12 protein-coding genes and 3 pseudogenes are annotated in these 15520 nt (G+C 43.8%); 4 read left to right on the top strand and 11 right to left on the bottom strand.

The genetic code is table 11. The features are described from left to right. From MC7420_RS43075 to MC7420_RS44355, 6 genes and pseudogenes are all read right to left on the bottom strand, one after another. Nucleotides 1-489, bottom strand: a pseudogene (locus tag MC7420_RS43075) (4-hydroxy-3-methylbut-2-enyl diphosphate reductase); the annotation flags it as partial. 109 nt (nucleotides 490-598) lie between these two features. Further along, on the bottom strand, nucleotides 599-1438 hold the full coding sequence (locus tag MC7420_RS31375; protein WP_006105747.1) for a GDSL-type esterase/lipase family protein: 840 nt from the start codon (nucleotides 1436-1438) through the stop codon (nucleotides 599-601). Between the two features lie 154 nt (nucleotides 1439-1592). Then, nucleotides 1593-3167 carry an ammonium transporter gene (locus MC7420_RS31370; protein WP_006105758.1) on the bottom strand — a complete coding sequence of 525 codons (1575 nt, stop codon included), beginning with the start codon at nucleotides 3165-3167 and terminating at the stop codon, nucleotides 1593-1595. Between the two features lie 880 nt (nucleotides 3168-4047). Beyond that, nucleotides 4048-4575 carry a 5-(carboxyamino)imidazole ribonucleotide mutase gene (gene purE, locus MC7420_RS31365; RefSeq protein ID WP_006105743.1) on the bottom strand — a complete coding sequence of 176 codons (528 nt, stop codon included), beginning with the start codon at nucleotides 4573-4575 and terminating at the stop codon, nucleotides 4048-4050. Between the two features lie 60 nt (nucleotides 4576-4635). Next, a pseudogene (locus MC7420_RS36370) lies at nucleotides 4636-5124 on the bottom strand (RNA-guided endonuclease InsQ/TnpB family protein); the annotation flags it as partial. Continuing rightward, complete coding sequence (locus tag MC7420_RS44355) at nucleotides 5072-5329, bottom strand: helix-turn-helix domain-containing protein (RefSeq protein WP_446355005.1); 258 nt, start codon at nucleotides 5327-5329, stop codon at nucleotides 5072-5074. The gene MC7420_RS44355 and the pseudogene MC7420_RS36370, both read right to left, overlap by 53 nt. 190 nt (nucleotides 5330-5519) lie before the next feature. Here MC7420_RS44355 and nagA point away from each other — a divergent pair, with 190 nt between their 5' ends. After that, on the top strand, nucleotides 5520-6668 hold the full coding sequence (gene nagA, locus MC7420_RS31355; protein WP_006105778.1) for an N-acetylglucosamine-6-phosphate deacetylase: 1149 nt from the start codon (nucleotides 5520-5522) through the stop codon (nucleotides 6666-6668). A 62-nt stretch (nucleotides 6669-6730) separates the two neighbouring features. Here the strand turns inward: nagA and MC7420_RS31350 are convergent, their stop codons facing one another. Beyond that, nucleotides 6731-7159, bottom strand: coding sequence for a peptidase (locus MC7420_RS31350; RefSeq protein WP_044210819.1), 429 nt, complete (start codon nucleotides 7157-7159; stop codon nucleotides 6731-6733). Between the two features lie 267 nt (nucleotides 7160-7426). On the opposite strand from MC7420_RS31350, the pseudogene bchM reads away from it, so the two are divergent. After that, nucleotides 7427-8067, top strand: a pseudogene (bchM, locus tag MC7420_RS31345) (magnesium protoporphyrin IX methyltransferase). A 109-nt stretch (nucleotides 8068-8176) separates the two neighbouring features. Here the strand turns inward: bchM and MC7420_RS31340 are convergent. After that, complete coding sequence (locus tag MC7420_RS31340; RefSeq protein ID WP_198016608.1) at nucleotides 8177-8872, bottom strand: VWA domain-containing protein; 696 nt, start codon at nucleotides 8870-8872, stop codon at nucleotides 8177-8179. A gap of 523 nt (nucleotides 8873-9395) precedes the next feature. Next, entirely contained in the window at nucleotides 9396-10130 is a 735-nt protein-coding gene (locus MC7420_RS31335; RefSeq protein ID WP_006105735.1) for an LEVG family PEP-CTERM protein, read from the bottom strand. Nucleotides 10131-10664: 534 nt separating this feature from the next. Here MC7420_RS31335 and MC7420_RS31330 point away from each other — a divergent pair. Further along, entirely contained in the window at nucleotides 10665-11945 is a 1281-nt protein-coding gene (locus tag MC7420_RS31330; RefSeq protein ID WP_006105742.1) for a glycosyltransferase family 4 protein, read from the top strand. A 187-nt stretch (nucleotides 11946-12132) separates the two neighbouring features. Continuing rightward, entirely contained in the window at nucleotides 12133-13197 is a 1065-nt protein-coding gene (locus MC7420_RS31325) for a glycosyltransferase (protein ID WP_006105746.1), read from the top strand. A 232-nt stretch (nucleotides 13198-13429) separates the two neighbouring features. Here MC7420_RS31325 and epsE read toward each other — a convergent pair whose 3' ends face one another. Further along, a complete protein-coding gene (gene epsE / locus MC7420_RS31320) occupies nucleotides 13430-14686 on the bottom strand; it encodes an exopolysaccharide biosynthesis GT4 family glycosyltransferase EpsE (protein WP_006105739.1) in 1257 nt (418 codons plus the stop codon). An 88-nt stretch (nucleotides 14687-14774) separates the two neighbouring features. Next, on the bottom strand, nucleotides 14775-15520 hold a 746-nt coding region (locus tag MC7420_RS31315), incomplete at its 5' end, for a hypothetical protein (RefSeq protein ID WP_052307580.1).

The raw sequence follows: 15520 nt of genomic DNA, 5'->3' as shown, positions 1-15520 counted from the left end.
CACCTTGGATACCCAAGGACAGGTGGTATCGACAATCTTACACTTTTTATCATTGAGCAGTTGCATTTCCTGAACGCTAGCACCAAAGGCGGGTAAAATCACCACATCACCCGCACCAACGACGGTAAAGTCTTTTGTCCCATCCTCCACGGGGACAAAGTTAACGTTCATCTTCTGTAGGCGCTGGTTAACGGAAGGATTATGGATAATTTCATTCGTCATCCAGATGCGCTCGGTAGGAAAATGTTGGCGAGTTTCATACGCCATCGCCACAGCGCGTTCCACACCCCAGCAAAAGCCAAATGCCTCTGCCAGGTGAATGGTCACATTTCCCCGTTTGAGTCGATAGTTATTATCGCGGATTTCTTGAATCAAGCTGCTTTGATATTCAGATTGAAGCTGAGTCGCCACCTCAGCATCGTGACCAAATCCCTTACGGTGATAGTTTTCTGAACTATGGAGTGAACGTTTGAAGGCTTTTGTATCCATGAAACTTGTCTAGCAGATGAGTGTATACAATTGTTAATTCCTTTTGATCTTAAGACGAATCCGGTTGGGTCGGGAAATAGGGAATAGGGAATAGGGAATAGGGAATAGGTTACAATCCGCCATCGAGAACGAGTTGATCCGTGACTTGTAGAGCATAGTGCCAAATTAAATAGCCTTGAGGATTTAGGTGCAAGCCGTCGGTACTCAATTCCATTTTCAGATTGCCTTCGGTATCGGCGAATAGGGGATAGAGATCCAGGTAAATGGCATCTTCCGACTCCGCGATCGCTTTCAATCGCTGGTTAATCTCTAAGATACGACGGTTGGGGATTTCCAGGAGGCGATCGCGCCCTTCCCAGGTGGCGTTTTTCCCACTATGGGGCAAAATCGATTGGACGATAATTTTGGCTTCAGGATGATTGCGCCGTAGGTAGCGAATAATCAGCCGTTGGTTGGCTAAAATCGTCTCATCGGTGATCCCTCGAATGACGTCATTGATGCCAATCATCAAAAAGATGATATCCGGCTGGGTTTGATCCAACACATCCAAGCGATTTAGCAATCCGGCTGTCGTTTCGCCAGAAATTCCCTGATTCAGCCAGGTTCGTTGCGTCGGTAGCATTTCATTGGGAAACCAGAGACTGATGGAATCTCCCAGGAGGATGGCTAAATCCTCTGGCTTCTGATCCACCATCACCTCAGCTTCTTGTTCCAGCAGCGCCACCCACTGCTGGTAATTGAACTGGTGGCGGGGTCCGAGTTCGGGGACAAGGGTAGGGGTTGCTTCTGCTTCTGGAGTCGCATCAGTGGCTAGAGACTGGCTCACTGCAGAAGGGATAGCTCCTTGGTATTGGCGCAGCAACACCCCCGCGATCGCTAGCACCAGTAAGCCATTGACAGCGAGGGAGAAAACCGCCCAAGTTGGAAAGCTTTTCGAGGTTATGGACACTTGTCTAGATTCAGCATCGGCTCTCTCATCAGATTGTAGTTCTATTCCACTGTTGCCGATCATAAAAACAATGACAAAGGGGCAATTTATGAATTGCCCCTACAGGATGTTATTGGCGAATTAACTAGCTTCCGTCTAACCAGAAGCGCTCCCGTTAAACTTCTGAGCCGCGAGGAATGTCAGCTGTACTCCCACTGACGCTACCAAACGAGCTACTGGTCAACACATCGGATTCCTTGACAAATCCACTGTAGGCTTCCATTCCATGTTCGCTAATATCCAAGCCATGGATTTCTTCTTCGGCGTGTACTCGTAGTCCCAAAGTCGCTTTCAGAGCTAGCCAAACAATGGAGCTAAATGCAACGGTGAAACCGCCTACACAGAGGATACCCAACAGTTGAACACCCAGTTGACCGAGTCCTCCCCCATAAATCAAGCCGAGTCGTTGACCCGCATCATTTTCAGCGAAGGTGAAGATACCAACAGCAATGGTGCCCCAGATCCCGTTAACTAAGTGGACAGAGATCGCACCCACGGGGTCATCGATATGGATATTGTCAAAGAAGGAAACCGCAAAAACCACGATAATGCCCCCAATCAGACCAATTATGATGGCTGATAGATAGGAAACGGCATTACAGGGGGCGGTAATCGCCACTAAGCCAGCTAAGATGCCGTTAATAATCATCGATAGGTCAGGTTTACCATCTTTTAACCAAGAGGTAATCGTGGCAGAAATACCGCCAGCCGCAGCAGCAAGGTTTGTGGTTACTGCAATATAAGGCACACTTGCATTAGCCGCGAGTTCTGATCCGGGGTTAAAACCAAACCAGCCGATCCACAGAATTAAGCATCCCAGTGTGGCAATACTCATATTGTGACCGGGAATTGCATTGATCTGACCGTCTCTATATTTTCCTTCACGGGGTCCAAGAAAAGCTGCTCCCATCAACGCAGCCCAACCACCAACCGAGTGAACCACGGTTGAGCCAGCAAAGTCGGAAAAGCCCATTCCTCCTAGCCAACCACCACCCCAGACCCAGTGTCCGGTAATGGGATAGGAGATTCCCGTCAACAAAAGACTGAAAACGAGAAAGTCAATAAACCTAATCCGTTCAGCAACCGCACCCGAAACAATGGTGGCAGCAGTTCCGGCGAAGGCAGCTTGGAACAGGAAAAACACGGAGATCGGTAAGCCGGTAGGAAATGGATCGAGTCCATAAGTACCCGGATCGGTGCTAGTTAGGAAAAATCCACCCAAACCAATAAATCCAGTTCCTGCACCGAACATGAAGGAAAACCCAATTGCCCAAAATGCAATGGTTGCTAGGGCAAAGACAATCAGGTTTTTGGAGAGAATGTTAACCGCATTTTTCTGACGACAGAATCCGGTTTCCAACATCCCGAATCCGGCATTCATGAAGATCACCAGAATCGCAGCAATCAAAACCCAGATCGCGTTTAATGTTCCCTGGAGTTGGGCAATGGCATCGGCGTCAACCGCCTCAGTTTGAGCAATGGCTGCCGTATTCCAAACCACGACAATAATCGCCGTTAGCGGAATACAGGCTAGCCAGTACGGAGAAAAAGATTTGGCTATGGTTTTTAAGGGGTCAAAATAGGGAGAATCCCAGAAGGATTGGGAATATCCTGGTAAATCAACTTGTCTAGTTTTTGGGGGAGACTTTTTTCGGTCGGAAGTTTTCTCGAACGTTCGTCTAGACATCATTTCGCTCTCTTTCCTGTATTTCTGGTGGAACACATCCTAACATTGAGCTAAGAAGCGGTAAATAAAGTCATTGGAAGTATGACGTAGAAGAGGGGGTAAGTATCTGAGTATGACAGAACTCCTCGCCTATTTTCTTTGGTTTACTGCCAGCTTTTAAATAGTGCTGCCTGATTAAGGAATCGGGAGTTTTGGAAGTTGGCGTGTCTACGTTAGACAAAACCCTACAAATAAGTTGCCAGATAGTCAAGAGCCTCAATTCTTCTCAATAACTGGGTTCATTATCTTTAGGAAATTCTCAAATCTTCAATTTTCTGGCTGGATATTTCTGTAACAAAATATACGGTTTTGGGCGTGAGTCCTTAAAATATATTGCGGTAGTCCCCTAGCTAAGAGCTTCTGTCATCAAGACTTGGGTCAACCCGCCACCAGTTTGGCAGCCTGAGTTGACGGTTTTTTTACGCGAGAGCGAGCCGCCCTTTTGATTTTGCCTAAGCCTATTGATTTGGCAATGATTAAGATTTAAGTAAGCCTAAGAATTTAGGTCTCTCAAATAACCTCTTAATTAATTAATAAAAATTTCTTTGGTGTTAAGTTTTGATTGTTATAGCTAATCTTTTCAGAGAAAGGCTTCAGAGGTGATACTTTAATGCAGTAGAGCGAAAGGTTTGAGGGTAAGACAGTTGGGGGGCGGAGGGGTAGGGGAAGCTGGGGAAGCTGGAGTCAAAACTCAGTTAGGGCGGGTAGGGCGGGTTTGGCACAAACGTTACCATCCATAGCCAAAAGAAAATCCATAAACCTACCCCTACAAACCAGATTCCCTTGAGCTTAACGTTGCGTCAAAACCAGGTTCCTCGAAGGTTGTGAAGGGTCAAACCTTAATCTACGACTTTTGTGATAAATATTGCTGATATCCCAACTTTTCTAGCGCCGCTTGCTTATCCATGACGGATTGCGTTAAAGTCTGGCGGTACTGCTGCACTCGTTCGAGTAACTCAGGTTGTTGGGATGCCAAAATCTGCACGGCTAACAACCCTGCATTTTTAGCATTGCCAATGGCTACGGTAGCGACAGGGATTCCACCTGGCATCTGTACAATCGAGTAGAGGGAATCTACCCCTTGTAAATGGCGAGTGGAAACAGGAACACCAATGACGGGTAATGGTGTCAGAGACGCCACCATACCGGGTAAATGAGCCGCCCCTCCCGCTCCGGCGATAATCACCTTGAGTCCACGCTGATGAGCGGTTTGGGCGTAGTTTACCATACGTTGGGGAGTTCGGTGTGCGGAAACGATCGCGACGTCACAGGCTACCTCGAACTCTTCACAAATTGCGATCGCACCCTGCATCGTGGGCAAGTCGGAATCACTGCCCATAATAATACCAATTTGGGGGTTGTCATTCGTCATTTGTCCTTTGTCCTTTTTGCCTGTTCCCTATTCCCTGAAGTGACATCCTCCTACACCGAATCAGAGATTACGGTGTAGGCTTCCAACATCGCTGTTAGACATTGCTGCCCTGCGCCACTTATCTAGGCAAAATGCCCCCGACAGCCCGACTTGACAGCCAATTTCTTTCCCCCAGAGTCCCTGGGTACTCAATTGCTCATAACCTCGGTTACAGATTTCCTGTGCTGAGGCTATATCTCTATCCACCTCATACTTGCATTCTGGGCAACTATGCCATCTATCAGACAGTTCTTTGGTGACTTCAATACGACAATTTGGACAAGTCTGAGACGTCCCTCTGTGGTCAACTTCAGCAATATAAACACCGCGTTGTCTCCCAACATAATAAAGAATATCCCTGAACTGACCGAATGCCGCATCAATTGTATGTTTACCCAGAAATCCCTTTGCCATGGTGCGGAAATCGATGTCTTCTAGGAAGATAGTCCCCGCCATGTCACACAGCTTGTGAGCCAATTTGTACTGATAGTCTTTTCGCTTGAATGCAATGAAAGGGATAATCAGCAGGCATTATGTATTCTGACTCCTTACTACACCTACACCTGTCTACAGGACACTTCCTTGAAGCAATCCAGTCCTTTAGCTCTCTAAGGGCATAATTATAAACACCCCGACAAGTTTCGAGCCATTCGTTTAGTGACTCGACTTGTTCAGCATCAGGATAAATTCGATAGGTGTAGTTCAGATTTAGCATACCTTGATTGTCGCTTAATCTACTGTAAATGACAACTTGCGGTAAACGTCAATTTCGGAGGCATTGAACCTCGCTCAATTGACTTGGGGAGTGAAGGCATCCCAACACCAAATCAGAGATTATGGTGTGGGATTTATAGCTCCCCAAACCCCTCAACAGTTAAAATGACGCAGGATTAATGATAAAGAACATGATTATTATTAATGCACGAGTACCAGGTTATCAAGGGTTGCAACAGGTAAGGGTTGATGGGGAGGGAAAAATTTCCGCGATCGCACCCATGGCTGATATGGCTCAAAATGCCGCTACTCTCGATGTTACAGGCGATTGGCTCTCCTTAGCTGGGGTCGATTTACAGATTAATGGGGCGCTGGGTTTGGCGTTTCCGGATTTGACGCTGGGGGATAGCCAGAAATTACAGCAAATTTGCCAATTTTTGGGTGATCAGGGGATTGATGGATTTTTACCCACCTTGGTAACCACCTCGATTGAGAAAATTCAACAATCGCTGGCGGTGATTGCGGATTTTTTAACCACCGCTTCCGATCAGGCGGGAATGGCGCAAATCTTGGGGGTGCATTTAGAGGGACCTTTTCTACATCCTCAGAAGCGAGGAGCGCATCCTCAGGAATATTTATTACCATTAAACCTAGAAAATGTCAAGCAAGTTTTGGGGGATTATGGCAAACTGGTTAAAGTGATGACGCTAGCGCCGGAGTTAGACGAGACAGGTGAGGCGATTAGTCATTTGCGTTCTTTAGGAATTACCGTGAGTTTAGGTCATTCCCAAGCAACGGCAGCTGAGGCGGAGGAAGCCTTTGCCTTAGGTGCATCGATGGTAACTCACGCTTTTAATGCGATGCCGGGATTACACCATCGCCAACCTGGATTATTGGGTGCTGCTATCACTCATCCTCAAGTGCGCTGTGGGGTGATTGCCGATGGACAACACGTTTGTCCGACAATGTTACAGATTCTACTGCAAGCGAGTAGGTATGAAGCGGGATTGTTTCTAGTCAGTGATGCCTTAGCGCCATTAGGATTAGGGGATGGGATTTATCCCTGGGATCAGCGTAAAATTGAAGTGAAACAGGGTACAGCACGATTAGCGGATGGTACATTGGCGGGAACTACGTTACCGCTATTGGTGGGAGTGCAGAATTTGGTAGAGTGGGGACTGTGTGAAATCGAGAGTGCGATCGCCCTAGCTACGGAGTCTCCTCGACACGCGATCGGTTTACCTGGGATTGGAGTAGGACAACCTGCCAATTTGTTGCGTTGGCATTGGCATGAGGATATATCAAAATTGAGTTGGCAGCGTTTACAATTCAATGGATGATTTGTCATTAGTCTTATGTCCTTTGTCCTTTGTTAAGTAAGGGAGAACTCATAATTTATCCTTCATAATTCATACTTGAGATGTCTCACCTTATTAACAGGTTGATCAGGATGAGCTGGATTGGGGATCAATCGCTGATTTTGACAATCGACCAACAAATCTAATTTCTCTAATACAGTTTGACCAATCAGCACCTCATCACCCAAAACTAACGCATCCTCCAATGTATCACGTCCTTGCCAATCAATTAGAACTCCAACTACGCCTACAGCTTCTGTTCGCCCATCCGCATAACCTGCTACTCGTTGAGCGCGAATGGTTAAACCAAGACACTGCACAACATGAATAGGAAGCACTGAACAGACTGCACCTGTATCAATCACGGCTTCTGTTTCGTATACACGAACCTGATCAGCCGTTAGTTGTCCTCGCCGTACTAATTCGTCATCCGTTGGATTGGTAAGCTTGACTTTTGCTTTAACTTCACCCATGATTTTACCTGGCACGTTCTCTCACAATACATCAACTATCCAAACATTCTATTTCCATTTTATGAGAATATTACGTTAATCAAACATCTCATCATTTTCTGTAAGTTCTCTGCCTTTTGCCCTCTGGCTGATGTTTCTTGAGAAAGACATGATGGCAGTAACACCCCTAGCTCATGGTAAAGTAATTAATCGTCCGAACTCCTCCATCCAACCTGACTCTATGACACCGTTGATGATAAAACCGTAGTTAAAGACTATTTCACGCCACTGGATTGACCGTTGGCGGCGGATTTACGGCGAGGGCGAGGTCAATAAAGTCCAACTGGATATCCGTAACGGACACCAGCAAACGTCGATACTGTCTAAGCTGGCTCAAGGCTGATGGCAATTTAGCTGAGTTATCTATCTGTGACGCTGGCTGTGGTGTGGGAAGTCTCAGCATTCCCCTAGCTGAAGCAGGTGCGAAAGTCTTTGCCAGTGATATCTCAGAAAAAATGGTTGGTGAAGCCAAAGATAAAGCAGGCGCTAGCTTGGATAATACTGACAATCTTAGCTTTGCCGTACAGGATTTGGAAGACTTGAGTGGTAGCTATCATACGGTTATTTGCCTAGATGTACTGATTCACTATCCCCAAGATAAAGCGGATCAGATGATCTCCCATCTTGCTTGTCTAGCCGAGTCGCGCTTAATTCTTAGCTTTGCTCCCAAAAACATTGTATACAGTTTACTCAAAAAAATTGGCGAGTTATTTCCCGGTCCTTCTAAAACCACTCGTGCCTACCTACACCGCAAAGCCGATATTATCAAAATATTGGAGCGTAACGGCTTTTCCATTCAACGCACGGGAATGACCAGTACCCAGTTTTACTTTTCTTACCTCTTAGAAGCAACGCGAAATTCAGATTAAGCGACCTGTAGGAGTACAATATTTCGTGCAATAGATTGGGTTCGTAGTGAGGGCTTTAGCCCTGTCCAGCTATACGTTAGAGAACTAAAGTTCTCACTACAAACTATTTTCAAGCAAACAAATCCGGATATTGTTCCTTCGCCCACATCGGTAAACCGGCGGCTGGATTTTCAAGCTGGCGATTTAGTAGCTCGATAATATTGGGCATCTTACTTAACAAGTCAAACACCACAATATTGCAATCTAATCCCTTAGAATCGGTGAATCCTCTGACATTTTTATCCAATTCCAGATAAAACTTGGGATTCAATTCACTACCAAACCCGATAATCACAATTTTTAGTTCATCCTGACTCTTTAGTTTAGCACTGGTTGTCTGAATCAAGTTCAAAAACTTATCTCGGTCATCAAACTGACCATCTGTGTAAATAATAATAAACGCTTCCCGATTCGCCTCACGATTCGCAAACCATTGATTAATCACTTGCTCAAGGGTTGGTGTAATAAACGTACTACTATCGGGTTGATTTTCATCAAAGACACTAGGAACCTGAGCCGTATCTTCAATGTAGATAATTTTGTCACAGGGGCGATTAGGACTAAAAAAGGTTAAGGCAATTTCCTGACAAACCTTGTCCTCATCCAGACTGGTTTCATTGAGAATGCGATAGACGTGTCCTTCAATGACTTCTGGTAAAACTTTCCAGCGAATATTATTATTAAATTCTGGATCTCGTCTCACCATTGACCCACTTTGGTCGATGAGCATGAAAACATCTCGGTTAAAAAGTTTTTTACTTGCCATAGAGTCCCCTCTTTGAATAACACCCTGAGTTTGGGTTTCAATAATCGTTGCTTGATGCAAAATGGGTGGAGCGCTCGGCGTCGTAGCCCTTGTTTTTTTGGGGCATATTGCCGAGAGACCCGATATGAATAGTTTAATGGTTTTTGCTACCCGGTTATAAATAGACATCTCAAGTCCCGACAATTTGCAGGTTGATCAATTTTGATGAAGTTAAGACTTGTTAAGTGTATGATAGATGTCACATATAGTTTATATGTACTATTATAGAGATAGTACTGTAGGTTGGGTTGACGCAGGAAACCCAACAAAACTCAGGACTCGTATCCCTGACTACAGACCCAATCTAATGCATAAAATTAGGTATACTACATTACTATGGTGTGGTATACGCAACTAAATAGGGATTGGAGATGAATATCTCGAATCCCTGGAAATTTCTTATTTAGATTCTAAAGTGGAGTTAACGAATTTGTTCAAGTGCTAAAGGCTTCAAGCTTCAGCACCTGTTGAACCAATTTAGAGATCAGGCTTTTTTGTTGCGTTTGCGTAAACCGAAAGCACCTGCCATTGCCAAGGCGCCTAAACCCAAGACGGTTCCTGGTTCGGGTACAGTTTCTAACTGGAAGTCAACGCCGTCACCTGTGCCTGCCGTATCTTTACCCAACTTTAAGGTAATGAAGCTAACATTTTCCCAGGTTTGGGTATAGATATTTGCATTTTCTCCTGCAGGAACAGGATTTTCGCCGAAGAGCAACGTTCCGTCTGTGTCAGCATCGGCGAAGAAGTCAGGAACACCAGTTGTGTTAGAAGACTCGGTATCGAAATATCGAACAGTTAGTTCCGGAAGCGTTTCAGTGAACATAAACTTGAACGTACCGACTTCTAGTTGCCCATTTTCTTCCTCGACTTCCGAGGGACGATACCAAAAACCTGGTGGAACTGTACCTATGTCTCCTGCTTGGAGCTGGACGATGCCATAGTCATTAGCAGTGCTTAGATCGTCAACAAATAGACGGCTGAATGTACCATCTGGATTGGCTAAACTCTTTACACTGGCGATTAAGTCAGGAAGCGTAACCGCTGGACCAACTAGACCACCAAGATCATCAATATTCAAAAGCTCAACTTCGCCTTCCTCTTGAGGAACCAGGGACAAAGCAGAAGCTGAAGGAGCAATAAGCCCTACCGTTACTGTAGAGGCGGCAAGTAGCGAGGCGACGGTAGCGGAATGGCGGAAAAGAGTTGAGAGAGATTTCATGATGTTATTTCCTGATATAAGTAGATTGACCTAGTTCCTAGCGATACTTAAACAGACCGGGTTGGTTGTTTATTCACTGATTACATAATAGCCCTATCTAAGCCGTTGTCTATAAAGTTTCTATAAATTTAGTGTGAAGCTGGTGTAAAGATTTGGTGGAGAATGCCTTAAACACACTCAACTCATACTAAGTTGCAGTCTGCAGTCTAATGTAGAATCCGTTATGCTGAGCGCTTCGCTCAGAAAGTGACTATACCACACAACTTTATATCAGTCAGTATAGAATAGAAATATACTAACGCATTTTTTACAATCCTTTACAAATAAATATTTATATGTTGCATTTTTTTACATTAATCAATAATAATAGAATTTTGAGAATTTATTGGGTATAATACTAACTCATTTGTATATTTACAGACAGACAGTAAGCAAGTTATCAAAATCAATTAACTCTAAGAATATTTGACTAGGTAAGAATTTACTTTTCATTTAACTAATGAGAGAATAATAAATAATTGATATTTGCTTACCATGAAAAATCAAATTAAAGTTTTACTTTTAATAGAGCAATGTAATCCAGCTTGGCAATCTGTCCCGTTGGAAGGATATAAATACTTTCAAGAAATTAGTAAATTAGTTGATGTAACTCTAGTAACTCATGATAGAAATAAAGAATATTTAAAATTCGATAACACTGAAATCGTTTGTATAGAGGAAATGCATTTATTTAAAGCTTATTACAGTCTAGTAGAAGGTTTAGTATATAAACACAAAGTTAATTGGCCCCTATACAATAGTTTAACCTATCCTATTTATGCCGAATTTAATCATAAAGTATATCATAAATTTAAAAGCAAAATTCTCAACGGAGATTACGATATAGTACATGCGATAACCCCCATGATACCCCGGTATCCCTACAAAATAGTTAAAGCATGTCACTCTACTCCCTTTCTACTTGGACCTGTCAATGGAGGTATTACTTTTCCTCCAGGATTTAGGGAAAAAGCTAGAGAAGAATTTGCTTACCTAAATTTCTTGAGAGCCATCGGTCGATTTTTAATCCCTGGCTATAGAGAAACCTATAAAAAAGCAGACAGAATATTGGCAGGATCAACGTATACATTAAATCTGTTAAAACGTTTATTTAATCTCCCCGATTCTCGAATTAGCTTATTTTTTGAAAATGGAATTGACTCCAATTTTGTATTGACACAAAAGCCGCCCAAACAAGACTCTAAAGTTCATTTGCTTTTTGTCGGTAGATTAGTCCCTTACAAATGTGCAGATATTGTCATTAAATCTCTGAGCCGATTAAATCAAACTATTCAAAATAAAATTGACTTGACTATTGTCGGAGATGGTTCAGAAAAAGTTTTACTGGAAAAACTTGTACAGAAACTAGGGTTAAACGATATTGTTCAATTTATTGGTTGGGTGCCTCAATCCCAAACCCTTGACTATTATCGGCAAGCTGATATTTTTTGCTTTCCCTCTATCCGAGAATTTGGAGGTGCTGTTGTCCTAGAAGCCATGGCAAATGGGCTGCCTTGCATTGTCGCCAATTATGGTGGTATTGGTGAATATGTCACTGAAGAAACAGGGTTCAAAATCGAGCCAATTTCGCCTGAGTATTTGACCCAGGAGTTAACTCATAAAATTCAAATCTTAGTTGAAGATGATCAACTACGAGAATCTATGTCAGTTAAGTCGATTGAGCGAGCTAGACAGTTTACCTGGGAACGTAAAGCCATTGAGCTAGTCAAAATTTATGAACAAATGATTAGTGAAAAAAGGAGCCTGGATAAATAATGCAGATAAAGTTATGATTTGTGTTTAGTTATCTAAGCTAAGTTTAAGTTGAATGGCACTGAAATATAGCATTGTGAGTCGCCAAAACCTTTGATATGCCGTAGGGTGGGCATTGCCCACCAGACTTAAGTCAGTGATATTCAAGTTTAAGTTTGATTTATAGGTAGTAAATATTAGGCTAAAAATTATGCTAAGCTGGTCAGCTATTATTCCCACTTTAAATAGAGGAGCAATTTTAGAGCGCTCTTTGCCGACAATCGTTGCTCAAACTCGCCCCCCCAAACAAATCATTGTTGTTGATGCGAGCGATGAGTGGGAGTTGTCGAAAACTCGCATTCTTAATTCATTCGCTCTAACCGCTAAGTCTATTGAGTTAATTTATGTAGGCTCTGATAAAAAATCCCTAACTTATCAGCAAAACATTGGGCTAAATTTCTGCGATAGCGATGTCGTATTTTATCTAGACGATGATTCTTTTATGTACATTGATTGTGCGGAAGAAATCATGGAAGTTTATGAGCAAGATGAGGAAGATTTAGTGGGTGGAGTGATGGCGTTAATGGTTCCTCAGCCACCGTCCACCAGGGAAAAGGATCAGAAAAACAGCCCATCTGATAATCTGGTTCAAACTAACAAGCAACCCAACCAATTAAATTTATGGGATCATTTCCTTAAACCATTCCATAAGCTTTGGCATATACAAAACCTCTTTATCCCTTATGATGGAACCTATCATCGCTATGATATTTCTGAATTAGCCAAGAAAACCTCAATTAATAATGTGGTGCTGTTTCATGGCTGTCGGATGACATTTCGGACGTCAGCACTGAAAGAAATTGGCGGATTTGAGGAATTAATTAGTCGTACAGTTAATGATTTGGATGTTAGCTATCGTGTATCTCGAACCTCGGCTCTTGTCTTAGCTCGTCGAGCCAAACTTTTTCATGAACAGACAGCCGTCTCCCGAATTCATCGGTATAAAAATTCTGTGCTGGTTATTTTAAATCCGATTGCTTTATTTTTGGCGCACCGAACCGTACAGCATGGAGTTAATATCTTGGTCGTCCGATTTGCACTCAGCCGCGCCTTGCTAGAATTTCTGCGAGATTGTGCTAATCCGAATCGGGGGTTTCCTCATGCACGCGGTGCATGGTTAGCTTTAAGATTATTACCTAAGCTGATGCAGATGAATAAGCAGCAATTACGAGAGTGGTATCCGCGTTTTCAAGCGGAATTGCTTGATAAAAAATGATTCAAAGTTATTCTCAAAACTTTTGATATTCAGTTGAATGACACTAACTTCAGGGAGATGGTATTGACTTAAGGCTGATGGGCAGTGCCCACCCTACTGGCGTGGCACACCTAATTTGATAGATTAGCTTGGGTTCGTAGTAAGGGCTTTAGCCCTATATCCTGTTGCGTTTCCGGGCGGAATTTTAATCCACCAAATAAGGTGTGTCACGCCACTACGAAGCTTGTTTAGGTTATAATTTACCGTTTAGAGTCTCTATGGTAGTAGGATAAAGTTCAGTGATGGCATCATACAAGACTTTGGCACTACGTTTGGCTTGAAACTGTTGAGTTATTTTTCCTCGTGCGGCTTGACCTAAACGTATAGATAGTTCAGGATTGTGCAATAATTGGCAGATGGCATCGGCAAGTTGGGTGGGGGCTTGGGGTTCTACCAGTAGCCCATTGACTTCTGCGTCCACCAATTCTTTAACGCCACCAGAACCTGTGACAACAATGGGTAACTCCATCGCCATGGCTTCCATAATTGCCACACCTAAGGGTTCACGCAGACTGGCAAGAGCAAAGATGTGAGCTTCTTCTAAACAGGCTTTAACTGTATCTTCTGAAACAGCGCCTAACAGAGAAACGGAGTCGGTTAAACCTAGGGTTTGAATCAGGGTTTCTAACTCCTTTCGATATCCGTTTCCACCTTGTTCATCTTCTCCAGCAATTTTTAATTCGGCATTGATTCCTTGTTTTCTCAGGATATCTACAGCCGCAATTAAATCGACATACCCTTTGCAAAAATTGAGACGCCCACAGCTAAAAATCCGGCAAACACTATTTCCCCGCCAGGGAGAGTAGGAGCTAGTTCGGGTAAACACATCTAAATCAACGCCCATTGGGGCAACTTTTATCGTTTTCGGGAGATAACCTGCCAAAGAGTTTTGGACTTCTTCATATAGCTGTTGGGTAATCACCATTCCAAATGTGGCGTGCTGCCATTTTTGATCTTGATTGGGTCCGTAGTCTTTCAGGGGACCATGAAGTGTGAGGCTATAGGAAAGTTTTGAAATTAAAGCCGCAAACATGGCAATATTTGCCGCATCTGCACAGGAGTGGACATGCAAATGCTGCCAATTGCGGCGTCTGGCTAAGTTGGATACTTCCGCCCCAACTAAGGCTAAAGCACACAGTCGCAACCTCTGAAATAGTGAAACGTTTTTAGCGGTTAAGATTGCTTGCAAGCAACGGAACCAACCGGGAATACCACAGCGTAGTAGTTCGATAAGAATACCTAATAAGTTTGGTCTGGGAGGAAAGAGATAAGTGGTGCATTGTTGTGCTTCTTGAACCCAGGTATGAGACATGAGTTTTGAGAGGGGACGCCGCGTGGAGACGATATCAATATCGATACCCATACTTGTCAGGGCGTTCATTTCTCGCCACCAGAAAATGTGGGTTTGTCCGGGAAATTCGGGAAGCAGGTAACCAATAGTTCGATTCATATTCATTTTGAGTGTTGAGTTAGGTATAGGCGCGGGTTTCACTACTATCGTTTTTTACCTTACCCAGATGCCATTAAACCCACCTCGACTAAGCATCTTTTTGGCTAGAGAGCAATTTCACCAGGGATGCTAACCAATAGGAGAGAATCGATATCAATACCATAAGCCAAATTAGGGGATTCTTAGATGGGATTCCCTCCTGAAAATTGGCGGGCAAAAACCGGGGTTGAGGTGAGAACTCTTGCCAACTCTCGCCCTCTACAAGTAGCGATAAACTGCGCCACACACCAGCCTCTTGCAGCGCTTCTGGCTTTTTAATTCCGGTGACGACGAGGAGAATACCGGGAGTTGGCGGTAAATGACAGGTGCGTAGTTCTTCGGCTAATTCATATCTTAGCGTTGTGATATTTCGTCCAATTTTTGGGGTGAGAGTCGGCGGTTGATTGGACAGTTGCTGGGGATTTCGGATTACGGTAATCAATCGCTTCATCTCCGGTAATGACACCTGAAAGCCATAGTTACCGCCTAAGCATACCACTTGATTAAGTTGTGCCACGAGGGGGTGATAGTCTTCGTCAATTAATGCAGATGCGGCTAAACTTCGCAGCAGGGGTTCGTCAGCCGTTGCACCCACCCAAGCCATGGCGATGCGGATTTGGCGGTCTAGAAAATCGACTCGTCCTTTGGGTTCCAGCCCTGTCAGTAGTAGCAGCAACTGGTTATCCACTAATCGTTCTAACACAACCGTTGGTGTTTCGCGATCGATTAAATGGGGTACTGTTAATCCAATGGGGGGTAATTTGGGTTGAATTGACCCATCGTGACTAACCTGTA

The organism is Coleofasciculus chthonoplastes PCC 7420 (genome assembly GCF_000155555.1).
Lineage (GTDB): Bacteria > Cyanobacteriota > Cyanobacteriia > Cyanobacteriales > Coleofasciculaceae > Coleofasciculus > Coleofasciculus chthonoplastes_A.
The sequence above is the reverse complement of the archived record's forward strand: the minus strand, read 5'-3'. Positions and strand labels throughout refer to the sequence as shown.